The organism is Runella sp. R0.1_18, assembly GCF_057652155.1.
Genome location: NZ_JBYFCK010000002.1, coordinates 343707 through 367546, shown reverse-complemented (window position 1 = coordinate 367546; position 23840 = coordinate 343707). Strand labels below are relative to the sequence as shown.

Here is a 23840-nt window from a genome sequence, read left to right as displayed (position 1 = left end):
CTATTTTTATTTGATACATGGATAGCAATAATAATACCAATTCCATCAAGCTCGATACCATTGAATCGGCGATTGAAGACATCCGAGCTGGGAAAATCATCATTGTGGTCGATGATGAAGACCGTGAAAATGAAGGAGACTTTATTTGTGCGGCCGAAATGACCACGCCCGAAATGGTGAACTTCATGGTAAAAGAAGGCCGTGGGCTCATGTGTGCCCCCCTTACCGTGGAGCGTTGTGAGGAATTGGGCCTCAAAATGATGGTGGGAGATAATACTTCTACGCACGAGACACCTTTTACCGTATCGGTCGATTTGCTTGGCCATGGTTGTACGACGGGGATTTCGGCTTCCGACCGTTCTAAAACCATTCAAGCTTTGGTGGACCCTAACATCCGTCCCGAAGAATTAGGTCGTCCAGGACATATCTTTCCGCTTCGTGCCATGCCTGGCGGCGTATTGCGCCGTACGGGCCATACCGAAGCTGCTATTGATTTTGCCCGTTTGGCGGGTTTAAAACCTGCGGGGGTATTGATCGAAATTTTGAACGAAGATGGTACGATGGCGCGTCTGCCGCAGCTGCGCGAATTGGCGGATAAGTTTGATATGAAGTTGGTGTCTATCAAAGACTTGATAGAATACCGCCTTCAAAAAGAAACCCTTATCAAGCGCGAAATCGCCGTTGACATGCCGACCGAATGGGGGCATTTCGACATGATTGCGTTCCGCCAAATCCATACCGATGAGTTACATTTAGCCCTTATCAAAGGTACGTGGGAGAAAGATGAACCCGTATTAGTGCGTGTTCACTCATCGTGCGTGACGGGCGATATTTTTGGGTCATGCCGTTGCGACTGCGGGCCGCAATTGCACGCGTCGATGGAGATGGTTGAGAGAGCGGGCAAAGGCGTGGTTGTGTATATGAACCAAGAAGGCCGCGGCATTGGACTTATCAACAAACTGAAAGCCTATAAATTGCAAGAAAATGGCTTGGATACAGTTGACGCCAATATTGCCCTTGGGTTTAAAATGGACGAGCGCGATTATGGGGTAGGAGCACAGATTTTGCGCGATTTGGGATTGAGCAAAATCAAACTTATTTCAAACAACCCTAAAAAACGAGTGGGTTTGATGGGCTACGGCTTAGAAATTATTGATTGTGTGCCCATCGAAATGCCTGCGAATCAGTACAATGAAGCGTATTTGAAAACAAAGCGCGATAAAATGGGGCATCGCCTTACGCAGTTTGCAGCAGTAAAAGAATAGAATAAATGTCGAGTGCAGAATGGAGAGTGTCGAATGGGGTATTTCTATTCGACACTCTGCACTCTACCCTCGACACTCTGCATTCTACCTTCGACACTCAAATGCTAGAACAATACCGCTCGAATCACCAATGGACTTGAAGTCGGATAAATGTTCTCAGCAGGATACGAAGGGTTTACCAGATTGTTGTAACTTAGGTTGTACAACAACATGAGGTTAAATGCCTTGATAAAACGGCCGCCAATAGGCGTAGAATACGAAGCTCCTACCATGGCCGAATTAATCCAAGTTCGCTTACGTACACCGCTGGCGTTGTAGTCGCGGTATTGGACATTAAGCGATTCGTATTCAGCGTTTAAGTTGATACTTTCATACACATTAAACATCCCAAACACCCGCCCGCCGTAGTTGTCATAGCTACTTTTGAGGGTAGGAGAATAGCGGAGTTGGGTGTATTGATACGTAAAACCTCCCCCTAAAGAAAGTCGATTAGTAACTTGATAACCCGCCACGGGTGAAACCCCAATACTGGTTACGGTTCCAAACGACAGTGGCCCAATACTGCCTCCCAAGCGAAGGCGGTCTAAAGGCGAGGGAGGACGCTCAGGATCTTGTTTGCGAGGAGGCGCGTCTAACACTTTAATGGGGCCATCATTATTGGGTCGTACTGGTGGTGGAGGTGCGTCGGGGTTGGCTGTCTGGGCGGCGGCTCCAAATGCCCATAAGGAGGCCACTACCAATCCCAAAAATAATTTTCTCATAGTCTCAAATATAAAAAACGTTCAAAAGAGATTACGTTCAAAGGAACAATTCTGTTTCAAAAACGAAAAAAAAGGAGGGCTATTGCGTGGTAAGTTCTCGGAAGACTTCTTCCAACGGTTTACCTTCGCTGCGTAAATCGGCAAGTGTACGATCGGCCACGACTTGCCCCCGATTGATAATGACCGCACGATCGCAAATGGCCTCTACTTCCTGCATGATGTGCGACGAAAAAAGCACGGTTTTTTCTTTTCCAACGCTTTTAATGAGTGTCCGAATCTCAATAATTTGGTTGGGGTCGAGCCCCGTGGTGGCTTCGTCTAGAATCAGAACGGGTGGGTTATGAATCAAGGCTTGGGCCAAACCAACGCGTTGGCGATAACCTTTTGATAATTGTCCAATTTTTTTGTTTTGTTCCAGCTCTAGTCCACATATTTCTACCATTTCACTCACCCGCTGGCGCAGTTTTTCACCTTTGAGGCCATATAAAGCCCCCACAAAACGCAAAAACTCTTTGATGTACATATCGGTGTAAAGCGGGTTGTGTTCAGGTAGATAGCCAATTGAGCGGCGTACTTCCATCGACTGCTTTGCTACGTCAAATCCACACACTTCTACGCTTCCGCTGGTGGCGTTGAGGTAGCCCGTCGTGATTTTCATGGTCGTCGATTTTCCAGCGCCGTTAGGCCCTAAAAATCCCATGATTTCTCCAGGCTTTACGTCGAAGCTAATGTCGTTGACGGCTTTTTGAGCGCCGTATAGTTTAGTGAGGTGTTGTATCCGAATGGACATGATTTTTCAGAATTGGGGCGAAAATACAAATTTCTCGTTTAGGGTCTTGTATATTTGCTTGATAGAAAACTACAAAGAGAAGGGATTGTTGTATTGCAATGGCACAATTTTAGCGTATAACAATGTAACGGACTTGCGTTTTATGAGATTGTTTAAACGGACTGGGGTTTTATTATTTTTAGGAGTAGTCGCTTGGATGAATACGTGGGCACAAACCCCGACGATTACCACAACGGACGTCAGCGGGGCGGCAGCCTGTGCAGGTACGACCTTGTCGGTGGCGTTTACACCGTCCAATGTCCCCACACCAGCCAAACGCACCTATACTGTGCAGCTGTCGGGAACTGGAGGGACGTTTACAAGCCCTACGGCGTTGGCATCGGGAACAACCAGCCCGATTGTCGTCACCTTGCCTGCAACAGCCCTTGGTGGGGAGTATCGTTTGCGGGTTGTCTCGGATACGACGGGGGTTACATCAACACCGACTTCTGTTTTTACCATGCTCAGACGCCCTACGGCCACCCTTTCGGGTGATACCACGATTACGTTGGGGGGCACGGCGACCCTAACGGTTGTTTTTACAGGAAATGGCCCTTGGACTTATACATTTACCAATACCAACACAGGCACTACGCTCACAAGTCCGCTCAAAGGGATTGTACAACCTTCTGTGAGTACTACCTACGCACTTCAGTCGGTTAGTAATGTGTGTGGAGCAGGCACCGTGACGGGCAGCGCGCGCGTACGCGTTTCACCCATTATCACCGCTACGTTTGCGCCCGCTACTGTATGCGCAGGTTCAACGTCCATAGTGTCGTTTGTCACCACGGGGACGTTTGAATCAACAACTGCTGTAACCTATACAGCACAGTTATCAGATTCAACGGGGAGTTTTACCAATCCCGTTGCGATTGGCACAGGCACAGCTAGCCCATTGCAAGTTACTTTTCCAGCTTCGTTGTTGGCAGGCAAAAACTACAAAGTACGCGTTGTCGCTACTGCTTCTGCCTCTTCGGTGAGCAGTGGCGTGTTTGCGGTACAAGCCTTACCTACGGCTACCCTGAGTGGTACTACAACGATTGGGGTAGGAGAAAGCGCAAAACTCACGTTGGACTTCACTGGGGAAGGCCCGTGGACGTACGTGCTATCCAATGATCAGACGGCCACTGTGAATACTACCCCCGCCTTGGTGACGGTTAGCCCTACTACGACGACGACTTATTCTGTTAAATCAGTTCGTAATGCGTGCGGAACAGCCTCCACGCCGACAAGTACTGTTCAGGTAAAAGTCAATCCGCGGGTGAGTGCAGCCGACGTTGCCTTGGGTTCGGTTTGTGTCGGAAGTGTCATAAGTTTACCTTTTGTGGTAACGGGAACTTTTGAAGGCGCGGTTACTTATACCGTTCAGCTCTCAGATGCAACGGGTTCGTTTACAACGCCTCGTGCGCTTGCAACTGGAACGAGTAGCCCAATTTCAACGACGATTCCTGCCAACGTTGCGGCGGGGGCGGCGTATCGTTTACGGGTAGTAGCCAGTGTTACTTCAACATCAGTCAATAGCGCTTCTTTTATAATAAAAGTTAAACCAACGGCGGTATTATCGGGTGCTGCTTCGGTCAATTTTGGTGAATCGACTACCTTGCCTGTGACATTAACGGGTGATGGCCCTTGGTCGCTTGTATTGTCAGACGGAACTACCACAACTTCGGAAGCAACTCCTGCTCAAGTAACCGTAAAACCCACTCAAACGACCGTATATCAACTAACTTCGGTGCGAAATTCGTGCGGCGAAGGTACTGTTTCGGGGATTGCTTCAGTGACGGTCATTCCCCGCGTAATTACCGAAAACATCACCTCAGGTATTTGTAGTGGAAAAGAATTTGAGGTAAAATTTTCGCTTGGCGGCGGAACCCTCCCTGCCAATACCATATTTCAGGCGCAGTTATCGGACAGTTTAGGGAGTTTTACCAATGCTGTTATTATCGGGACGGGAAGCCGTAGCCCTATTTTAGCCAATATCCCCGCGATTCCGAACGCCAATGGTTACCGAATTCGGGTAGCGGTGGTAGGAAGTACAACGATTACGTCACAGCCGACATCGCCATTTTTGCTAGGACGTCGCCCTACGGCCGCACTGAGTGGAGGCGTAACGGCGCCGCTCAAGCCTGGGGATGAGTTGCTGCTCGTCATTCAATTTACGGGAGATGCGCCTTGGACCTATACTATGTCGGATAATACGACGGGGACAACCAACGAAACCCCCGTTTTGGTCACTGTCAAGCCCACTTTACCAACGACTTATACCCTTAGTTCGGTGAGTAACTCGTGCGGGACGGGAACGGTATCGGGTAGTGTAACAGCCAACGTGGTGATTACGGGAGTGGAAGAAGAACAAGAACAAATAATCATAGGCCCCAACCCGCTGATAGATCGATTACGGCTAACCATCGGTATCCCTACCGCTACTGAGTGGCAGTTGGTCAATGCCCAAGGGCGTTTGTACCAAAGCCGTCAGTGGACAACGGGGGAATACCAAGATGAAATAAATACCCAAGCTTTACCCACTGGGCTGTATTTTCTTAGAATAAAAGTGGGGGATAAATGGCTTGAACGTAAGCTGTTGAAACAATAACAAATAAATAACCCCCTCTGACCCAGTAAACTGTTCAGAAGGGGCTAAAAAAGGCGTTTATTGTCAATAAATATTATGCTTGGTGCTCTTTGCGGAGCAAATCGTTGACGGTTTTGACGGGGTTGAAGGTAATCAACGGAACTTCCACAAACACTGTATTCCAGTCAGACATGGAGCCATTCCAAAGTCCTGGAAGTTCTTGGGCTTTGAGGTCTTTTCCGTCTTTTGATTTTTGGGTAATAAAACCCGTATTGGAATCGCGATAACTCATCAACTCAAATTTCTTGCCTTTATAGCCACGGAGCGAACACACCAAATCAACGGGGTTGAAGTGCGTGGCGGTATCGAAAAGCGCTTTTTGTGCAGCATCGTCCATGTCAATTTGCGCCGATTCTACCACTTGGAGCGAAGTGGTGCCGTCGGGATTCGCCGCCCAGAAAGGCCCACCACCAGGCTCTCCGACGTTTTTCACCATTCCGCACAAACGCACAGGGCGGTCGAGCTTCATGGCAAAGTAGGCGAGTTTTTCAGTATTGGATAGTGCCCAGAAATCTGCAGTAGGAGAAGTAAATAAGGTGTTTTCATAAAACTCCGACAGTTCGCTGATTAGGCTGTCGCTGTTTTCGCCTGCTTCGATGCGGGTCAAGAAATCAAAAATTTGCTGGCGGTATTTCAACAACAACGCCCCTAGGACTTTTTTGTACGTAAAAGTGGTGTCTTTGAGGCTATCGGGTACTACATTGTCGATGTTTTTGATGAATACCACATCGCCGTCTTGGTCGTCGAGGTTGGCCAAAAGCGCTCCGTGCCCCGCAGGACGGAACAACAAGCTACCATCGGCGTTGCGGAAAGGCGTGTTGTCCATGTTCACCGAAATGGTATCCGTAGAGGGTTTTTGTTCCGAAAAACTCACTTGATAAGTGACGCTGTATTTTTCTTCAAAAGCAGGCTTTACTGCTTCAATCAGGGCTTCAAAACGGCTGCGGTGCTCGGGCGAGACGGTGAAGTGTAGGCGAACGACTCCGTTGGCGTTGGCGTAGTTGGCACCTTCCACCAAATGCTCTTCTACGGGCGTACGAGCTCCTTCTTGGTAGTTGTGGAATTTTAATAAACCTTTAGGAAGATTGCCATAATCTAGCCCTTTGCCACTCAAAATATAATCGGCAATTTGTTGGTAATTGCCATCGCCAATGGCCGTTTCAATGTCAACGCCGTCGTTGGCCATGGCGGTTTTGAGGTCTTCAAAAAAAGCAAAATCACGAATCCGCTCGCTAAATTCAGGGATGGACTTGTCGCTTTTTCCATCGTCTTTAAAAGCAAAAAGCGACTTAAACATCCGCGTGGCAGCGCCCGAAGCTGGGACAAACTTCAACAACGAAACGTTTTTGGCTTGTGCATCAAATTCATCGACAAGAGCGGCACTTTCTTCTTCACTTACGCGCACGATGCCGTCACCTACAGTAGCGGCCTTGAGAACTTTTAAAAAAGGGAAACCCGTTTCAAAATGAGAAATCTGCTGTTGGATGGTTTCAAGCGAAATGCCCTGTTTTTCGATTTGGGCGAGGTCTTTTTCAGTAAACATGGGTTTGAATAAGATTATACTGTTTAAGGTTCGGAGATACAAAATCGTATTATGACTACAAAAACTTGGACTTTGCGCTAAAAATAAGGAAGATTCAGGGATGCAAACTATAAAATATTTGTTAATCCTTCGACCGTTCGATAAAAAAAGCGGTTAGAAATGATTTTCCGTAGTAACTTTGTATAAAAAAGCGGCTTTGTATGTCAGTCCCACCCGAAAATTCAAAAAAAATTGTGGTAGTACCCTGCGCTATCTTTGAAAAAGATGGGTATGTTTTTTCGGCACAGCGCAAAGAGGGAATGTCACTGGCCCTAAAATGGGAGTTTCCTGGCGGAAAAGTCGATGAAGGTGAAACCGAAATAGAGGCGCTTCACCGCGAAATCATGGAGGAGTTGAGCATTGAAATTGAAGTGGGTGTTCGCCTCAATCCTGCCTACAAAGAAGACCCCAACCGCATTATCTGCCTTGTACCTTACGTGTGTCGGATGCTTACCGCGCCCATCGTTCTAACCGAGCATCAACAATACAAATGGGTTCGGCTAGAAGAGGTTCATAAACTAGACTGGGCCGAAGCCGACTTGGAAGTTATTGAGACTTTTCTTCACTATTTGGACGTTGCCAAACTCCGCCGCCACAAAGCTAAATTGAAGTGCTGATTTTTAGGCGTTTTTTGCCTGAAGTTTTTGTTGGACAGACTTGACAAAGTCCACTGTAGTATCCGCTATATCAGCAATTTGTTCGAAAGTCCTGTTTCCTTCTCTAAGCAGAAAAGCGACAAATTTAGATAATTCTTTTTCCTGCCCTTTAATGAAAAAAGGGTCATTTTCGACATCAAAATATTTTGCCATGTTCTTTATCATATCGTCAAACTTTAAGTTCAAGTTACGAAGTTTTGCAAGAATCCTTAATTGCCTGTAGTGCTTTTTTAACGTATTTGCATCAGTTTTAGTTTCTTCGAGCCTTTGGATGATTTTTGAGAGCACATTTGCTGGTTGTTCGTTGCCGAAATCCCCCAAAACAGCTAAAATAATTTCTTCAGGGTTTGGTGAGTTGAGAAATCGTAAATAGTCGAATTGGGTGATGTTGATGAGCTGAAACTGAAAATAATTTCCATCCTCTGCAAGTACAGTTCTCATCGTTGGTTCTTTGTTGCCAATGTAAATAACAAATTGCCTAATGGGAAACTTGTATTTCGATTTTAATAAAATCCAGTAATCTGCCATGCGATACACCATTCTTTTATAGTCATCTACTTGGAATTCAAGGTGTAAAATAAACTTCCTGCCGCTTGGGTCTGTAATTATTCTTAAAACGTCTGCTTCTTTTTCCTTGGTTTGTTGCAGCTTTTCTTTGATTACGGTCGATTCTAGCACTTTGAAGCCCAAAACGCTATTCATCAATGCAGGAATGATACTCTCAATATTTTCTTTTACGATACGGTCGTAAATATTACCTTCTCTTTTGTGTTCCATAGTAAAGCAAAAAGGGTGTTTACTGTTTCACTACTTTGCGAACAATCGTTTGACCCTCTACCACAAAACGTAACAGATACGTGCCAGGGGCGGTGTCTTCTAGTGATATGTCAAGCCCGTGCAATGTTCCTTTTCGGAAGTACCCTTTGTGGAGGATTTTGCCTTGGGCATCCAATAACTCCCAATCTCCTGGTTTTTGACCAAAAACTTTGGCTTCAACTTTGACTTTGCTGTGGGTCGGGTTGGGTAATACCCGCAAGTCTTCGTCAGATACAGGCTCAATGGCCGTGAGAAGAACACTCACGCGCGCACTGCCACCGACGCTTCCGTTGCCACATGTGTTTGTCACTGATTTTAGTGTATAGATGGTTTCTAATGCTGGTTTTACGCTGATGGTTTGAACGTTGTTGGAGACACTGGCTGTGTTATTGTCCGAAAGAATGTACGTCACAGGAAACGTACCTTGAACGCTTAATTTTAGCTTAGCTTCCCCTCCAAACGCAATCGTAGTGTCGCCACTAAGGGTAGCTTTGGCGCGTTGTTTGAGGGAAAAAGCGTCACTGGGAGTGAGGTTTGCGTTGGCATTTTGGGTAGGCTTGATGCGTAAACGGTAATTGCCACCGATTTCTACGTTGGCAGGAATCGTGACTTTTAAGGGGCTTTGGGTGCCATTTCCGACGATACGGGGGCTATTAAAATTCCCTTCTTTGTCCGACAACTGTGCTTCAAAACCCACGCCTGCTTCAAAGCTGCCTGTTTGGCTAAAGGGTAAATCAAACACCGATTCGTCGCAGATGGTGATAGATGTGGGCAATTGGGTGATTACTTTGGGGGTTATTTCTACCCGTGCACTGCCACTGGTCGTACCTGTTCCACAAGCATTACTTACTGAGGTGAGGGTATAAACAGTAGTTGTTTGTGGAGAAACGTTGATTGTCAGCGGATTGGTCGATGTAGTTCCCGTGGTGGTGTTGGAAAGTTGATACGTCCAAGGCCCTGAACCCGAAAATTGAAGCGTGAGTTGTGCGTTTTGCCCTGCATCAATGGCGGCTGAACCACTCAAGATAGCTGTGGGTTTTTGCTGAATACGAAAACCTGCGGATACCACTGGAGCAATCCCCGCGACGTTGGCTACAATGCGCAAACGATAATTGTCGCCTGAGGGCAAAGACGTTGGCAAAGTAGTTGTAAAGCCATTGTTGCTTTCGGTGGCCAAAGTCGTTGGTTTTGAAAAATCGCCCTGACTGTCAGATAATTGTAAGGTGTATTTCCAGCGATTTCGGTCGGTGTTGGTGACAGAAAACGGTACCGAAATCCCCTCGCCAGCACAAATATTGGCCATAGGTCTATCGAAGGAAAGGGTAGGTTTTTCACTCACTGAAACCACAAAACGGTCTAACAAACAACCCGCTTCGTCGCGGACTGAAAGCGTGGTGTCGCCCGTGAGAGTGAAGGATAGCGTAGGTTCATTGCTACCATTGGACCATTTTGCAGCGCCTTTCCACGATGGGGTGAGTGCCACAGTCTCGCCGTGACGCGCTTTGAGTTGGGTCGTTTTATTGACGTTTTTGAAAATTGTAAATTGATCACGAACGACCCCGTCATTGCAGAGCCATTCAAAATTGAGGCGATTATCCTCGACTTCAATCACCACTGAGCCACCATACTGATAATTTTTAAACGGCATGGCGGGGTGTGGTGCGCCGTCGAACCCATTGTTTTGGCCTCCCGATCCCGAAACTACATAAATCACCCCTTCGTCACCACCATTTTTGATGTATGCACAGGAGTTAGGGCTAGTGTCATACTTACCCGAAGAAGTACTGGTCAAATGAGCGGCTTCGTTGAAGGTAGGAGCGAGTCCTGTATGGCCGCGCATTGGTCGCGAACGCTCGTACAAGTGACTATGTCCGCTGAGAACCACATCTACTTTGTACCGTTCCAAAATAGGATTCAGGTTTTCGCGGATACGAACCAATTCAGTTTCTGTATCTGAATCGTGCGAGTTTTTGGTATAAGGTGGGTGGTGAAACATCACAATCGTCCATGGTAAGCGATTGGCTGCCAAGTCTTTTTTGAGCCATTCCACCTGTGGGCTGAGCGTATCGTACAACCGATATTTATCTTGTTCGATGCCATAAGAATCCAGCGCAACTACGTGTACATTGCCGTAGTCAAACGAATAATTCATTTCTGACCCCGACGGAACACCGCCCGACTCGCCGTTTTGGGGTTGAGAAAAAATTTGGAAATAGGCAATCTCACGGCGGTTTTGTGCACCCGAATAGTATTCATGGTTGCCAGGAATAGCCCAAATGACGTTGTTTTTGAAGAAATAATCTTGGTAAATATTGAAAAAGTTGTTCTGGTATTCTTCGTCGGTACCGATGGCGTAAGCGTTGTCGCCAAGAAATAAAACGGCGTCAGTTTGACGATTGTCGTTTTGGATGCGTTTTAAATAAGAGTCCCGCACGGCGCGTTGATTGGGAGAGCCATCGCCCGCATCCCCCATCGCCCAAATCCGCACTTTCTGTTTGCTTCCTGTTGGTGGTGCTGTTTTGAAATAATATGAATCGCCTTCGTAGGTCGTGCCGTTGACTTGGATTCCGTAATAATAGACTGAGTTGGGAGTAAGGCCAGTGATGCTTACTTCGTGTTCGGTCGTAGGAACGTCGCGGCTAACGCTTTGCGTTTTTTGGGAAGAAGAACTTCCGTAGGTAAGCTTACTAATCGTGGCTACGTCTGTTCGCCAACGCACTACGATGCCCGTGGAAGACCCCATTTGGAGGTAAGGGCCTCGTACAATTTTTTGCGCAAAAAGGGCATTGGAAGCATAAACGATTATCAGAAGTACAAACCCAATAAGGTTGGGTAGTGCAACGACTAAAAAACGGCGTTTAAGTAAAAATGGAGCCATGCGAATTGTGATTAGTTAAATCGAACCACAAAGTTGCGCAAAAGAACCTATTTTACCTCAATCGTTACGCTTACTTCTTTTTGAGGTTTGCAGTACCACTCGCCTTGGCAGCGTAAAAAGTACGTGGTGGTTTCTTGTGGCGAAAAACTGCGTTGATTGCGGGGTGAGTAGCTGTACCGTTGCATCAGCGTTTTGGTTCCGTTGGCAGTCTGGTAAAACCATTCCAACGGCCCTTGGCCATATTCATTGACGGGGCAGCCCGAAAGTGATAAAACGACTTCTTCCCCCTTAGTAATGGTATATTTTTCGGCAGTGAGCGTGGGAGTAGGGACGTTGCAAGTGGCACATTCTTTTTCCCGAACAACTACGTACTGCACGTTTTGAGCAAAGTCGGAGGCTTTGAAGAAATAGCGCTGCGACCAACTGCCCGTGGTGGAGTTTTCAAGAATTACCCGATTGCTGTCAAATGTTTTGGTTGAAGAAAGGCTCACTTCGGCGCATTTCACTTCGTCGAGCAGGTTGGAATAACCTTTGCGAAGGGCCACTTTGTACTCGCGTCCTGTGAAAATATTGGTGTATGTGGTGTCTTGGGAAATCAAAATTTCGTATGGATAAGGCCGAAGGGTGTCCACGGGCGGCAAGTTGACGTCAATGTCGTCCCGATAAGCTTTGTCCGTAAATCGAATCAATGCTCGGGCGGCTTTTCGGTCGGTAGTAGTACCTTTGGGGCCATCCCACACAACTTTAAATTTGCGAGAAAGAACCGTTTTAAACGAAATAGGACGACGAACCAACTCACAAGGATTGGTCAGGCCGCCTCGGTAAAAAATGCCAAACACGGCCGTGGCATAGTACAAACTATCTTGTGGATTAAAAAAACCACGGTCTTGATCGGTGACTTCCGAAGTGCTGATGGGAGCGCCCGCTTCACATTTGCCCGATGTTCCCGATGATCTTCCGTTAAAAAATGGATTTTCGCACCCTATCAGCCCTACCAATCCAATCCATACAATTATTGTCAGCCACTTCTTCATTTCACAAATCGTTTTCGATAGTTTCTCAGACAAATATACGGGGAAATTGGCAAAAACGATTCTGCTAGTTTGAGCAAAGTTTATAAAACTGGTATGCTTATTGCTCTGACGCTGAGTATAACTAAGCTTACGTACATGAAAAAATTATACCTAGTTGCGTTGTTGAGCATGTTAGTGGGAGTGCAGTCGTATGCTCAACGTTTTGTGAAAATCGACGAAGACAGTCGCCGTTTCTGGATGAATGTGGGCGTCGGGCCTGGTTTGATGAAAGCGGGTGGCTCTTACGATTTTAGCCCATTTTTTCTCCCGAAAACAGCTCCTACGTGGCAGGTGTTTTTGTCGCCTTATTACATGGCATCCAACCGTTTTAACGTTGGCCTAAAGCTGGGTGGCTTTTTCCGACCTTCGTTTGAAGATGTCGAGTCAAAGAGTTTGATTCAACAAAAATTCACTTCGTTTGGGTTGTTGTACGCCGACTATTATTTGTCGTCACCTTATCGAATTTTGGAACGCCCTTGGAAACCACGTTTTTACTTGGGCTTAGGAGCAGGCGTTTCGTACATTGGTAAACTAGAAGCAAAAGACTTATTGACCGAAAACCGCTTTACGTTCCGCCGTAAAAACCAAGATGCGTTCATTACGGTAGCGCCGAAAATTGGGGTGTCATTTCGCTACATCAAACTTGAAATTGAGCATACCTTGACGACGCCGTTCAACCCAGATATTACGTCGATTACTATCATTAGCGCCCTTCCGTTGGGAAACCCACGGTATTATTAGGGAGTGATGAGATAGAAGTGATGAGAGATGAGTGGGTTCATTATTTTGTTGTTTTGTCAACTTGACTCATTTACAAATAAAATCCCCGAGTCCTTGACAAAGGCTCGGGGATTTTATACTAGTTAAGGTCGTGAATTTCTGCTTTGGGCGGGTTATGAGTAACCCTTAGCACGGCTAAGGTTTCAGCGCCAAACGACAATAATGGCCTGCTAACCCAGCAAAGCCCGCCACCAACCCTCCCACAAGGGTAACGGCGGCAAAAAGACTGGCTGCGTTTGGTAATTTGAAAATTTCGGCCACTTTTAAGGGAAATGTTCCTGCACTGGAAAAACTTTGGAACAATGAATACCCTAACCATAAAGTAGAAACTGCGGCAAACGCAATTCCGTACGCTTCTTTGGCATTTTTAGCTTTCCAAAAACATAGCCCAAAACACACGATGGGCATCAGCCACCAAGGGCCTAAAAGTTGAGCAATGCCGCTTATGACAAGAATAAGAATATAAAGCATGAGTCGGAGTGTTTAGCGTTGTAATTTGACGGTTGATTTGATACGAGGGTGTTGTTCGTCTTTCGATTTCAAAAACACCAGCTCATTGAGTTCGCCTTTGGCCCATTTGTCCACCATGTTGTCGTAGTAATGGCTACCTGGGTTACCCGACTGCCCACCTGGGTACAAACCGTAGGCTTTAGGCCATGTTTTGTCAAGCTGCACCACCATCCGCCACGACGGTCCATGTCCTGCTTCGGTGGTAGCGTTAACAATACCAGGGCCACCGCCGTTGATAACATCCATGCGTGAAAACGACTTGAACAACGGTACAAGGTGCTTGATGTCAGTTCCTTTGGCAGTACCCCATACCCACGTTTGTGGATTGTACGGCCCGTATTTTACCGTAAGCGAGTCGATGGTGGCTTTGAAAGTCGTGGTGATAATATCAGCAGCGGTTTCCACTTTATTGGTTGTCTTTACATTATCAAACCACTTCGCATTGGGTTGTTTTTGGAGCATGGCCCACGTACGGTCGCGGGTAGGTTGAGACATGGGCGCTTTTTCGTCTTGGGTTGGAAACTCATCTTCCCAAATCGCCAAACGAAGTTCTTTTACGAAACGCTCGAAAATGGTAGGGGCGATTTCGTTGGGGTCGTTGCGTAAGTTCCATTTGGCCAACACGCCGTAGGCTGGCAATGATTTGGCGCTGGGGTCTTTTTCCAAATATTTGAGTAATTCGGGCAGAATGCGGCGTGCTTCTACGTTGAAATTGTCATTTTGGAGGAGACGTAGGCTGTCGGGGGTTGCTTTGGTCATGTTGCCCAAACGCTCATTGATACGAATACCCCGTTCGGCAGGCGCAAATTTCCACCCCAAATAATACGGATACGAAGGGTCAGCGGGGAATTGATTGGCCGAACTCACAAAACCACGGGCAGGATTTTTGACGTAAGGTGTTTGCTCGACAGGAATCCATGCTTTCCATTCGTGTTCAGGGTTAGAGCCATCGAGTGAGTATTTGCCTTGCTCTTTCCACTTGAGCGGAAAGTGGCCAGCTGAGGTAATGGCAACGTCGTTTTGATTGCTGGCAAATACCACGTTGAAACCTGGAGCGGCCAAATACGGTAAAATTTTACGGTAATCGTCGTAGTTCTTGCCGTGGTTGATGAGGTACAGCGCCTTCACTGAATTTCCCGCAGCTACGGGGCCAACCCACGTAAGTGCATGACCAACTGGTAAATCGGAGAAGAAAGGTTTTTGCCCCTGGCTATAAAGAATCGGGCCGTGGTGGGTGTAAAGGACGGTGTCGCGGATGATGTCTGGCGAGCCTTTCACCTTAAATTCATTGACCCTCGACGTGACAGGACGCCAGTTGTCGCCGTATTTGTATTCTTTGAACGTATTGTCTTTGAACTGAATTTGGAACAAATCAAACACGTCCGAACCTACGTTGGTCATTCCCCACGCAATGTCTTTGTTGAACCCAATGCCAATACCTGGCCAACCTGGCACGCACACGCCATAGACGTTGACCGTGGGTGAAACCAACTGCATTTGGTACCAAATAGAAGGAAGACTTAGTCCTAAGTGGGGATCGTTGGCGAGCAAAGGTAGCCCAGAGGCTGTACGCGAACCGTGAACTGCCCAGTTATTGGAGCCAATGCCAGGGTTTTCGGCTTCAAGGTCGAGATTGGCGGCCATGCTCGCTTTCATGAGTTCGGGTACTTTGGGAACGGCAAGTGGCGTAAAATCCCATTTTGTGCCCGAGGGTACAATCGGCGACTCCTCTACAGGATAGTCAGGAAAAAGGTCGTTCATGGTTTCTTTGCCAAACTTAGCCAAGGCGTTGGCCATGCGGTAGTCGTCCGAGCGTGCGTTCATGTCTTTGCGCATTACCATTTCGACCAAGGCCGTTTTAAGCGGTGACCAAGCTTCGGGTGTATAGCCAAGAATTTTATACTCGATGGCCAAATCTTTGTAAGAAACCTGCTGAATGTAAGCGTTGACCCCCGCCGAATAAGACTCCACAATGAGTTTAGAAGTAGGGTCGTGGGTAAATGACTCAGCCAATCGCTCGGCGCCTTCGGGTAGTTGGAGACGACGATTATAACGGTCAAAATCAAGCGCCAAAGGCCCCATTACTTCGCTCAAACGCCCCGCCGCTACGCGACTATAAAAGTCCATTTGCCAAAGACGGTCGCGGGCAATGATGAAACCTTGGGCGAAATACAAATCTTCGTCGTTGTCGGCAAAAATGTGAGGAACGCCATTGTCGTCGTATTTGACCGTTACTTCTCCTTTCAGCCCTTGTAGTTTAATGTCGGTCGGAGGAAGTTTTTCGGCTGGTTCAGCGTTTTGCCAAAAACCTGTAAAAGGACTAAAAAATGGCCCCAAAGCAGGAGCTGGTCCCAGAGGACGGCTGAAAATGTACGTCAATCCACCAGCTACCAGCAGACTCAACAACGCACGAATGTATTTCATTAGGGAATGGTTAAAAGGATTTGGTTTTGGTATTTTGTTGATAAAAAAATGAATTAATTGGGGTGCAATTTACTCTTTTTTATCAAATGTTGGCCAGTCAAGTGGCGCACGATCTTCGGCTTCTCCCAATACATACCCAAAAGGTTTGAGGGCTTCGACCGAATCAAAAATAACTTTCACAATGGCCGTAACGGGAAGGGCCAAAATCAAGCCCGAAACGCCCCAAAGTTGGCCGCCAAAAATCAAGACAATCATGGAAGCAAGCGGGTTGACGCTCACTTTTGAGCCGACGATGTAAGGCGTAATAAAATTGCCCTCTAACACTTGAATGACCCCAAAAACAGCCAATACACCCAGCGAATACATGGGAGAGTCGAGCGCAACCAAAGCCATCAACGCAGGTAAAATAGACCCTATCAACAGCCCGATGTAGGGAATTAGGAGCAGGCAAGAGGCAAAAAAGCCAAAGAAAATGGCGTGTGGAACGCCTAACAATAGCAAACCTGCGGAATTGAGTACGCCGACAATCAGAATGACCGACACCAACCCAACGAGGTAGCCTTGTACGACCTCATAAATGCGCCGAATCGCTTGATCGACGCGGCGTTTGTGTCGGCTGTCGAATAGTTTGTAAAAAAATTGACGGAAGAAATCGCGGTAAAGCAAGAAGAAAAATACGAATAAAGGAACAAGCGTGGCTGAAGCCAGCGTGCCCGTGGTGGTCGCGACAGCGCCCGTTAAGACCGATGCACTGTTTTTGAGGGCTTCGGTAAGGTATTTGCGGCCTTCGCTGATTTGCTTACGGCGGCTCATACCAAAATTATCACTCAGAAAATCTTGGCCTTGATCAATCCAATAGTTGGCTTTTTTCTCCAAACGAGGAAGTTCTTCTCCAAAACTAATGATTTGAATAGACGCCACATAAATTAACCCTACCAAAACGGCAAAAAAGATAATTTGAGCAATGGTAATGGCCAATAACCTTGGGAACCGCCAGCGTTCGAGTAAGGCACAAATGGGGTACAGTAATACTGAAAACAAGACCGAAAATGTGAGAGGCACGATGGTTTCACGGAGCATGTACAAAATATAAACAATAATCACCGACGAAAGTAACCATCCAGCGAGTCGAAGGGAAAAAGGAAATGATTTTTGCATGGTCGGAAATGGTAAATTCGCTCAAATCTACGTATTTTAAAGGGGAAAAGGCAAGCCCCCGTGTCAAGGGTTGCGTATAATCAGGTAGTGGTTACGAATTACGAATGTTGAAAACTGTACCGCTGGTGCCAAGGGGTGTTCACAACCCGCTCGAAGGAGGAAAATGATAACCCGAAACTAGATATAGATACCGCCTACATCGGTAGGACAAAAAAGCAAAGAAAAGATGTTTCAAAAACTATTTTGGTTGGCCTTCACACTGCGCGTAGCAACCTGCGACTGTCACCACGAACGACGAAAAGAAGGTTTCAAACGTGCCAATTCACGCTATACAGTAACGCAAGTCGGCCAATTGCCGCCACAAATTCACGAAACCTCGGGGTTGATATTAGGAGAAAAAGAAGGGAAGCTTTGGACCCACAACGACGGAGGAAATCCCGCCGAAATCTACGAAGTGGACCCGAAAGGAACGGTACTTCGCACGTTTCCGCTGTCGCCTTTGGTCAACAAAGACTGGGAAGACATCGCCAAAGACGACCGAGGTAACCTCTACCTCGCCGATGTTGGCAATAACGCTAACAATCGCCGCGATTTGGTCATTTATAAATTTCACCCGCTCACGCCCGAGCGCGTAGAAAGTATTCGGGTTAGGTACGCCGACCAACGCGCGTTTCCACCCGCCGCCGACTCGCTCAATTTTGATTGTGAAGCGGTGGTTTGGCACCAAAACAAACTCTATTTGTTTTCTAAAAACCGTAGCAAAACTGACCGAATGGTGAAAATGTACGCTGTGCCCGACGCGGCAGGTAGCTACGAGGCCACTCCCCAAGACAGCGTGTATAGCCACGCCATGGTGACGGGCGCCGACGTAAGCCCCGACGGAAAAACATTGGCCTTGCTTACCTACGGAAAAGTACTTCTCTTTGACATCAGCCAAGGAATGAGCTTTGCCCGACCAACCTATTGCCTGAAAATTGCCCGTGGCCAAACCGAGGCCATTGCTTTTATCAATAACACTGACTTTGTGATTTCCAATGAACGAAAGGGGCAACTGTGGAAAGTGACGAAAAGAAGAATCTGAGATAGCGCGAGCGTTTCGCTCGTGATATTAATTAGTAGGCTTCTAGCCTTTTCAAATATTGACTAAAAGGCTAGAAGCCTTTGAATAGATAGCACGAGTGGGACACTCGCGCTATCGGAAATAACAAAGATGACTACAAAAATTCTTATGATTTAGGGTCGGTTGGGAGTTTGATGGTTGGGATTTCGTCTGCCTCTTTGCCTTTTAGGTAATCGGGAAGGTTCAAACCTGCCATGTTGAAAAGGTCATTAAGTGGAGGAACAGATTTCATCATTCCAGAGATGAAGTTGGCGGTTGATGAGTTCTCACCGTTGCTCCCGCCATTGTCCCAAACTGTCACTTTGTCGATTTTGATATTTTTCACGGCTTCTACTTGAATTTGTATCAACTCAGGAAGTTTTTCAATCAACAACAACTGGAAGGCTTTCGACGGGTCGCCACCTGCGGCTTGCACTACTTCTTTGTAGCCCTCGGCTTGTTTGGTCAGGATTTCGTACAAACCTTTTGCCTCGGCTTCCATTTTGGCATAAATCGCGTCGGCTTCCCCTTTGGCTTTTTCGCGGATGCGCTCGGCTTCGGCCTGCGCTTCGATAATGGCGCGTTGTTTGGCGATTTCGGCAGGGACAATCGTGTTGGCCAATTGCGACGAGCGTTCGCGTTCAGCACGCGCAGTTTCGGCTTTCTGCTCGGCCAAATAGGATTCTTCCAGGGCCATCGCTTGTTGTACTTTTTCGGCGGCGTTGGCGCGGCGGTTGGCTTCCGCTTCGCGCTCACGGCGGAGCGCTTCGGAGTTGGCAATGGTGATTCGGGCTTCGTTTTCCCCCCGTACAGCGATGGAGTTGGCTTCCGAAATTTTAATACGCGTATCTTTTTCGGCTTCGGCCTTTCCGATGGCTTCGTCGCGGAGAGTCGCTGCAATGACCACCTCCTTGTCTTTTTTGGTTTGGGCAATCTGAATGTCGCGCTCACGCTGCGTTTCGGCAATGCGGGTATCGCGGTCGCGGTCGGCGAGGGCTTTCCCAATCTCCCCTACTTTTTCTTGTTCGGCTACGCTGATTTTGGCTTCGTTGATGGCTTTGGCGGCGGCCTCTTTTCCAAGAGCTTCGATGTACCCCGACTCATCGCGCAAGTCGGTTACGTTGACGTTGATTAATTTTAAGCCTATTTTTTTCAATTCGGCCTCTACGTTTTGCGTAATATTGGTCAAAAACTTATCGCGGTCGGAGTTGATTTCTTCGATGGTCATTGTCGCAATCACCAAGCGAAGTTGTCCAAACAAAATATCCTTGGCCAGTTCCTGAATGTCTTGCATCGAAAGTCCCAAAAGGCGCTCGGCGGCGTTGTTCATGCTATCGGTTTCGGTAGAAATAGCTACTGTAAAACGGCACGGAACGTCGATACGGATGTTTTGGCGGCTAAGGGCATTGGTCAAATTGGCTTCAATAGAAATCGGTTTTAGATCCAAAAAAGCATAATCCTGAATGACAGGCCACACAAAAGCACCCCCGCCGTGAATACAGCGCGCCGAGGAAGTGCCACCGTCCTTGTTGGTGCCCGTCCGTCCGTAGATGACGAGGATTTTGTCTGAAGGACAGCGCTTGTAACGCGCCAGAAGGGCGGTAATGGTGGCGAAAATAACGACCGCAATCACTGCGATGGTAATCAATGGAGTCATGGTTGTAAAGAGATTTAGTTAAAAAATGAATGAAAATAGTTTAGCAAAAAGAGAGAATTAGCAAAGCTCCACCACCAAGGTGTCATTAGGCAAAGTAGCAGTCACTTTAACGACGCTCCCCGTGGGAATAGGCGTTGCTTGTTGGGTGACGGCATTGAGCTCCCGTAGGGTATTTTGAACGCTCACGTGTACTTTGCCATGCCCGCTTTGGTAGGCAGGAATGGTCAGATAAACTTCGGCGGTTTTACCAATGGCATTTTCAAGCCGCATCACGTTGTTTTGGTTGAGTTTTTGCAATTGTTTGATAATAAAGAAAAACACTCCAACCAGCGCCAACCCTGCGAATGTAGCCACAACGATGAGTACGAACCGATTGGAAATGAGTTCGTAAAAGCCAAGCCCCGTCCAGCCAAACCCCAACAAAAAGTGAATCAGGTTTCGGAACGAAAACAGTTGGAACGGCCCATCGGTATGCGAAACATCCCCGTCGAAGTCGGCATCGAGGCCATCGGAGGCATCGCTTCCCGCAAACGTCATAACGGTTTGAATCAGGAAAATGAGCGAAGTAGGCAGCGTAATGTACCACAACCCTTTCACAAAAGGGTCGGCATTCTGTAGGAATTCCATAGCAGGTAGCGTTAAGAGGTTAAGAATCACTTAAAAATAATGGTACAAAGGTAGATTACCTCGCCCTGCTGGAAGAAATGATTTTAAGGTCGCGCCTTGGAATCACGTGATGGCGTCTTGTAAGTGTGTGATGAGTGGTTGAGAACACAGTAAATTACCCCAAGACCGTCCTTATGGGAGTAGCTAGTAAACCAGCCCTTTCATGGAAATTTTGGAAACCCTTTACAAAGAAATTTTAGGCTTTTTAGGCGTAAACGGCATCATCAAGATTGTCAGTAGTGGAGATTATAGTGCGTTTAGCACCTTAGATGGCATCCTTACGGCCTTGAGGCCGATGATTCCGCTGTTGTTGGTGTTTGAGTTTGGGTTAGGAATTGCCCAGAAAAACCCGCAGACCAAAGTTTACCGCACCAACTTTATCATTTACGTTTTCAATCGGTTTATTTCTCGCTATATCTCTTTGGGCGTAACGGGCTGGATGATTGCTACCCTACAGCCGTATGCTCCTTTCAATGCCCCGCTCAAGTGGTATTGGTTGCTTTATGGCTACGTAGTGTGGGAGTTTGCGCATTTTATTTACCACTTTTTGGGGCATAAAGTGCGGCTGTTTTGGTGCCTGCACGCCACGCACCACACGCCCGAAGATATGAACCTGTCGGTGGCGCACGCGCACTTTTTCCTTGAAGCCCCTTATGCCGATGCCATTCGTACGTCTATTTGTATTTTGGCGGGGTTAGACCCTAAGTTGTTGTTTTTCATTATGTTTATTGACGGCACGTACGGTACGTTTATCCACGTTGGAGAAAATCTTTTCAAAGACGGTACGCTGGGGCTGCAAAAGATACCTTTCTTTGGCAAATACATCCTGACGCCTTCTGATCATCGGGTGCACCACGCCCGTAATCCACTGTACATGGATACCAACTATTGCAATTTTCTTAATATTTGGGACAGGGTATTTGGTACGTACCAAGTGGAGCGAAAAAACATCCCTATAGAATACGGCATCACGCGTAAAATTGATTCGGGCAATTTTATGGAGACCTATTTTGGTGAAATTTGGGAGCTACTCAAGGATATGTCAAGCGCTCCCAGTATCAAAGCGTTTTTGTTGTATCCAATCATGCCTCCAGGCTGGAGCCCCGACGGCAACCACCGCACTTCTACGGTCGTTCGGCAGGAATATTTGGAAGGGAAGGAAGCCGTCGCCTAGCGCGAATACTTTTTAGGTAAGATCGAATGTTCGCTTGCGGTGCTCTAAACCCCATTCGACCATTGCGTCTAGTACACTTTTGATGTTTCTGCCCGATTCGGTAAACTCATATTCGATAACCACTGGAATAGTATCGTGGACGGTTCTTTTGACAATTCCGTTCAGCTCTAATTCTCTCAATTCTTTTGACAACATTCTTGGGGTAATCTTCGGGATTTCACGTTCAATATCCCTAAATCTCTTTTTTCCAAAAATCAATGAAGCCATAATCTGAAGCTTCCACTTGCCCGTTAGCACATTCATGGTATCGTTTACGGCCATCACAAAAGAGTGCGGACAATCTTTAATTACGTTCAAATCAAGTTCTATTTCCATCTCTAAAAATTTGGGGTGCTATACTATTGTATAGTTCTAAAATTCACTATACAATAGTATAGTACTATAATTTGTATAGCAAAGTTACTATAAATTTGCATCAAAAAACAATACTACTGATGAAAAAGAACAAGACAATTTATTGGATTTCAACGGCCTTAGCCATGCTTACGGGAGCCACTACGGCCTTCATGTACTTTACAAACCCCCAATTTATCGAGGGATACCGACATTTAGGTTTTCCTGACTATTTCCGCATTGAGCTAGGAATTTTCAAGATTATAGGGCTTCTCATTTTACTTATCCCTACGATTCCTGCCAGAGTGAAGGAATGGGCGTACGTTGGCTTCATGATTACCTTCGTTTCGGGCATCATTGCCCACGGTACGGTAGATGGCTTAGGTTTAGCCATGGCTCCGATGATTCCGTTGGTTTTCTTAATCGTGTCATATATCTACTTCCATAAGTTGCAACGTGTCTCGGTGGCGCAGTAATCAACTAGGTATTCTTAGGGGGACATAAATGCGCCTAACTACGTGAACAGCATGAACAGAAGAGACTTTAATAAGCAATCAATCATGACGACAATGGGAATTTTAGCAAATGATTTGGTGCCCGAAACTACTTCAGCACAGGTCGCAAAAGGACGAACCATTTACAAAATAATCAGTGCCTCTACGGGTGGTATGGGGGAAATGGGTTTGAAAAACATCATCCAGGGAGATTACCAAAACTACGTTTCTCCGTTTTTCCTTATTGATGAATTTGAAATGCAGTTGCCCAAAGGAGCTCCATTTAGGGTAGATGCCCACCCCCACGCAGGAATTATTCCAACTACGTATTTACTGAAGGGCAATGCCCATCACCGAGATAGCATGGATAACGATTTTGAGTATAAAGCGGGCGATTTTATTCAGTTTACCTCGGGCAAAGGAGCATTGCACATGGAGGAAACGGGCAGCGAGCTTTTTAAAAACGGTGGAGTTTTTCACGGCTTTCAAGGGTGGTTGAATATCCCGTCTCAACTGAAAAAATCAGCACCTTATTCTACGCACGTAAAAGAGGAAAACATAGAAGTTGTAGAAAAAGGAAACGCCAAAATCAGGGTTATCTTGGGAGAAGTCTTTGGTGTGAAATCCAAGACCCAACTATTGATGCCTGTCATTTATTGGCATGTGTCAATGAAAGAAAGCGCGACTTTAGCGCTGCCCGTGGCGACCTCGCAAAACGCGTTTGTCTATCTTCAATCGGGGCAACTAGAAATCAATGGTACTCAGGTCAATACGAGTCAAGCCGTTCTTTTTGAACGTGATGGAGGTTCTATTCAGCTAAAAGCAAAAACAGCATCTGAGCTTTTGGTTTTAGGAGGGGCGGTCAATAACGAGCCTTACATGGCTTATGGCCCTTTTGTATTAAACAATGAACAAGAAGTAAGACAAGCCTACATGGATTTTCAACAAGGAAAATTTGGGGACTTGGCCAAAACAAATGGAGTAAACAGATAA

20 protein-coding genes are annotated in these 23840 nt (G+C 46.7%); 8 read left to right on the top strand and 12 right to left on the bottom strand.

Going from position 1 to position 23840, the window contains the following annotated elements:
* Nucleotides 1–17: 17 nt before the first annotated feature.
* Nucleotides 18–1265, top strand: a complete 1248-nt coding sequence (locus tag AC23P2_RS04355) for a bifunctional 3,4-dihydroxy-2-butanone-4-phosphate synthase/GTP cyclohydrolase II (RefSeq protein ID WP_487772064.1) — start codon at nt 18–20, stop codon at nt 1263–1265.
* Nucleotides 1266–1369: 104 nt separating this feature from the next.
* On the opposite strand, the gene AC23P2_RS04350 is transcribed toward AC23P2_RS04355, so the two are convergent.
* Together AC23P2_RS04350 and AC23P2_RS04345 are read right to left on the bottom strand one after the other, a co-directional pair.
* A complete protein-coding gene (locus AC23P2_RS04350) occupies nt 1370–2026 on the bottom strand; it encodes a hypothetical protein (RefSeq protein WP_183974739.1) in 657 nt (218 codons plus the stop codon).
* Between the two features lie 79 nt (nt 2027–2105).
* The gene (locus AC23P2_RS04345) at nt 2106–2816 is read right to left on the bottom strand and encodes an ATP-binding cassette domain-containing protein (protein WP_487772063.1); all 711 of its coding nucleotides are present in this window, start codon (nt 2814–2816) and stop codon (nt 2106–2108) included.
* Nucleotides 2817–2958: 142 nt separating this feature from the next.
* Here AC23P2_RS04345 and AC23P2_RS04340 point away from each other — a divergent pair, with 142 nt between their 5' ends.
* Nucleotides 2959–5448, top strand: a complete 2490-nt coding sequence (locus AC23P2_RS04340; protein ID WP_487772062.1) for a T9SS type A sorting domain-containing protein — start codon at nt 2959–2961, stop codon at nt 5446–5448.
* A 73-nt stretch (nt 5449–5521) separates the two neighbouring features.
* On the opposite strand, the gene AC23P2_RS04335 is transcribed toward AC23P2_RS04340, so the two are convergent.
* Nucleotides 5522–7030 (bottom strand): DUF4301 family protein, encoded by a 1509-nt coding sequence (locus tag AC23P2_RS04335; protein WP_487772061.1) that lies wholly within the window; start codon nt 7028–7030, stop codon nt 5522–5524.
* Nucleotides 7031–7230: 200 nt separating this feature from the next.
* On the opposite strand from AC23P2_RS04335, the gene AC23P2_RS04330 reads away from it, so the two are divergent.
* On the top strand, nt 7231–7686 hold the full coding sequence (locus AC23P2_RS04330; protein ID WP_487772060.1) for a (deoxy)nucleoside triphosphate pyrophosphohydrolase: 456 nt from the start codon (nt 7231–7233) through the stop codon (nt 7684–7686).
* A gap of 3 nt (nt 7687–7689) precedes the next feature.
* Here AC23P2_RS04330 and AC23P2_RS04325 read toward each other — a convergent pair whose 3' ends face one another.
* The 3 genes from AC23P2_RS04325 to AC23P2_RS04315 are packed head-to-tail and all read right to left on the bottom strand — an operon-like array spanning nt 7690 to nt 12453.
* Nucleotides 7690–8502 carry an RpnC/YadD family protein gene (locus AC23P2_RS04325; protein ID WP_487772059.1) on the bottom strand — a complete coding sequence of 271 codons (813 nt, stop codon included), beginning with the start codon at nt 8500–8502 and terminating at the stop codon, nt 7690–7692.
* Nucleotides 8503–8521: 19 nt separating this feature from the next.
* Nucleotides 8522–11419 carry a metallophosphoesterase gene (locus AC23P2_RS04320; RefSeq protein ID WP_487772058.1) on the bottom strand — a complete coding sequence of 966 codons (2898 nt, stop codon included), beginning with the start codon at nt 11417–11419 and terminating at the stop codon, nt 8522–8524.
* Between the two features lie 47 nt (nt 11420–11466).
* Complete coding sequence (locus tag AC23P2_RS04315; protein ID WP_487772057.1) at nt 11467–12453, bottom strand: hypothetical protein; 987 nt, start codon at nt 12451–12453, stop codon at nt 11467–11469.
* A 135-nt stretch (nt 12454–12588) separates the two neighbouring features.
* Here AC23P2_RS04315 and AC23P2_RS04310 point away from each other — a divergent pair, with 135 nt between their 5' ends.
* On the top strand, nt 12589–13233 hold the full coding sequence (locus AC23P2_RS04310; RefSeq protein WP_487772056.1) for a hypothetical protein: 645 nt from the start codon (nt 12589–12591) through the stop codon (nt 13231–13233).
* A 174-nt stretch (nt 13234–13407) separates the two neighbouring features.
* Here AC23P2_RS04310 and AC23P2_RS04305 read toward each other — a convergent pair whose 3' ends face one another.
* From AC23P2_RS04305 to AC23P2_RS04295, 3 genes are all read right to left on the bottom strand, one after another.
* The gene (locus tag AC23P2_RS04305; protein WP_487772055.1) at nt 13408–13743 is read right to left on the bottom strand and encodes a hypothetical protein; all 336 of its coding nucleotides are present in this window, start codon (nt 13741–13743) and stop codon (nt 13408–13410) included.
* Nucleotides 13744–13755: 12 nt separating this feature from the next.
* Nucleotides 13756–16206 (bottom strand): penicillin acylase family protein, encoded by a 2451-nt coding sequence (locus AC23P2_RS04300; RefSeq protein WP_487772054.1) that lies wholly within the window; start codon nt 16204–16206, stop codon nt 13756–13758.
* A gap of 69 nt (nt 16207–16275) precedes the next feature.
* A complete protein-coding gene (locus tag AC23P2_RS04295) occupies nt 16276–17364 on the bottom strand; it encodes an AI-2E family transporter (RefSeq protein ID WP_487772053.1) in 1089 nt (362 codons plus the stop codon).
* Between the two features lie 226 nt (nt 17365–17590).
* Between AC23P2_RS04295 and AC23P2_RS04290 the strand changes: the two genes are divergently transcribed.
* Complete coding sequence (locus tag AC23P2_RS04290) at nt 17591–18445, top strand: SdiA-regulated domain-containing protein (protein ID WP_487772052.1); 855 nt, start codon at nt 17591–17593, stop codon at nt 18443–18445.
* A 145-nt stretch (nt 18446–18590) separates the two neighbouring features.
* Here AC23P2_RS04290 and AC23P2_RS04285 read toward each other — a convergent pair whose 3' ends face one another.
* Both AC23P2_RS04285 and AC23P2_RS04280 read right to left on the bottom strand, forming a co-directional pair.
* Nucleotides 18591–20120: a flotillin family protein gene (locus AC23P2_RS04285; RefSeq protein WP_487772051.1), complete on the bottom strand. Its 1530-nt coding sequence runs from the start codon at nt 20118–20120 to the stop codon at nt 18591–18593.
* A gap of 57 nt (nt 20121–20177) precedes the next feature.
* A complete protein-coding gene (locus AC23P2_RS04280; RefSeq protein ID WP_487772050.1) occupies nt 20178–20747 on the bottom strand; it encodes a serine protease in 570 nt (189 codons plus the stop codon).
* 202 nt (nt 20748–20949) lie between these two features.
* Here AC23P2_RS04280 and AC23P2_RS04275 point away from each other — a divergent pair, with 202 nt between their 5' ends.
* Nucleotides 20950–21960: a sterol desaturase family protein gene (locus AC23P2_RS04275; RefSeq protein WP_487772049.1), complete on the top strand. Its 1011-nt coding sequence runs from the start codon at nt 20950–20952 to the stop codon at nt 21958–21960.
* Between the two features lie 12 nt (nt 21961–21972).
* Here AC23P2_RS04275 and AC23P2_RS04270 read toward each other — a convergent pair whose 3' ends face one another.
* Nucleotides 21973–22335, bottom strand: a complete 363-nt coding sequence (locus tag AC23P2_RS04270; RefSeq protein ID WP_472489849.1) for a winged helix-turn-helix transcriptional regulator — start codon at nt 22333–22335, stop codon at nt 21973–21975.
* Nucleotides 22336–22454: 119 nt separating this feature from the next.
* On the opposite strand from AC23P2_RS04270, the gene AC23P2_RS04265 reads away from it, so the two are divergent.
* Together AC23P2_RS04265 and AC23P2_RS04260 are read left to right on the top strand one after the other, a co-directional pair.
* Nucleotides 22455–22829 (top strand): DoxX family protein, encoded by a 375-nt coding sequence (locus AC23P2_RS04265; protein WP_472489851.1) that lies wholly within the window; start codon nt 22455–22457, stop codon nt 22827–22829.
* Nucleotides 22830–22880: 51 nt separating this feature from the next.
* Entirely contained in the window at nt 22881–23840 is a 960-nt protein-coding gene (locus AC23P2_RS04260) for a pirin family protein (protein WP_487772048.1), read from the top strand.

What these genes read in the sequence shown, in the direction of transcription:
- AC23P2_RS04355 (WP_487772064.1), top strand. Translation starts at nt 18, where the DNA reads ATGGATAGCAATAATAATACCAATTCCATCAAGCTCGATACCATTGAA.
- AC23P2_RS04350 (WP_183974739.1), bottom strand. Translation starts at nt 2,026, where the DNA reads ATGAGAAAATTATTTTTGGGATTGGTAGTGGCCTCCTTATGGGCATTT.
- AC23P2_RS04345 (WP_487772063.1), bottom strand. Translation starts at nt 2,816, where the DNA reads ATGTCCATTCGGATACAACACCTCACTAAACTATACGGCGCTCAAAAA.
- AC23P2_RS04340 (WP_487772062.1), top strand. Translation starts at nt 2,959, where the DNA reads ATGAGATTGTTTAAACGGACTGGGGTTTTATTATTTTTAGGAGTAGTC.
- AC23P2_RS04335 (WP_487772061.1), bottom strand. Translation starts at nt 7,030, where the DNA reads ATGTTTACTGAAAAAGACCTCGCCCAAATCGAAAAACAGGGCATTTCG.
- AC23P2_RS04330 (WP_487772060.1), top strand. Translation starts at nt 7,231, where the DNA reads ATGTCAGTCCCACCCGAAAATTCAAAAAAAATTGTGGTAGTACCCTGC.
- AC23P2_RS04325 (WP_487772059.1), bottom strand. Translation starts at nt 8,502, where the DNA reads ATGGAACACAAAAGAGAAGGTAATATTTACGACCGTATCGTAAAAGAA.
- AC23P2_RS04320 (WP_487772058.1), bottom strand. Translation starts at nt 11,419, where the DNA reads ATGGCTCCATTTTTACTTAAACGCCGTTTTTTAGTCGTTGCACTACCC.
- AC23P2_RS04315 (WP_487772057.1), bottom strand. Translation starts at nt 12,453, where the DNA reads ATGAAGAAGTGGCTGACAATAATTGTATGGATTGGATTGGTAGGGCTG.
- AC23P2_RS04310 (WP_487772056.1), top strand. Translation starts at nt 12,589, where the DNA reads ATGAAAAAATTATACCTAGTTGCGTTGTTGAGCATGTTAGTGGGAGTG.
- AC23P2_RS04305 (WP_487772055.1), bottom strand. Translation starts at nt 13,743, where the DNA reads ATGCTTTATATTCTTATTCTTGTCATAAGCGGCATTGCTCAACTTTTA.
- AC23P2_RS04300 (WP_487772054.1), bottom strand. Translation starts at nt 16,206, where the DNA reads ATGAAATACATTCGTGCGTTGTTGAGTCTGCTGGTAGCTGGTGGATTG.
- AC23P2_RS04295 (WP_487772053.1), bottom strand. Translation starts at nt 17,364, where the DNA reads ATGCAAAAATCATTTCCTTTTTCCCTTCGACTCGCTGGATGGTTACTT.
- AC23P2_RS04290 (WP_487772052.1), top strand. Translation starts at nt 17,591, where the DNA reads ATGTTTCAAAAACTATTTTGGTTGGCCTTCACACTGCGCGTAGCAACC.
- AC23P2_RS04285 (WP_487772051.1), bottom strand. Translation starts at nt 20,120, where the DNA reads ATGACTCCATTGATTACCATCGCAGTGATTGCGGTCGTTATTTTCGCC.
- AC23P2_RS04280 (WP_487772050.1), bottom strand. Translation starts at nt 20,747, where the DNA reads ATGGAATTCCTACAGAATGCCGACCCTTTTGTGAAAGGGTTGTGGTAC.
- AC23P2_RS04275 (WP_487772049.1), top strand. Translation starts at nt 20,950, where the DNA reads ATGGAAATTTTGGAAACCCTTTACAAAGAAATTTTAGGCTTTTTAGGC.
- AC23P2_RS04270 (WP_472489849.1), bottom strand. Translation starts at nt 22,335, where the DNA reads ATGGAAATAGAACTTGATTTGAACGTAATTAAAGATTGTCCGCACTCT.
- AC23P2_RS04265 (WP_472489851.1), top strand. Translation starts at nt 22,455, where the DNA reads ATGAAAAAGAACAAGACAATTTATTGGATTTCAACGGCCTTAGCCATG.
- AC23P2_RS04260 (WP_487772048.1), top strand. Translation starts at nt 22,881, where the DNA reads ATGAACAGAAGAGACTTTAATAAGCAATCAATCATGACGACAATGGGA.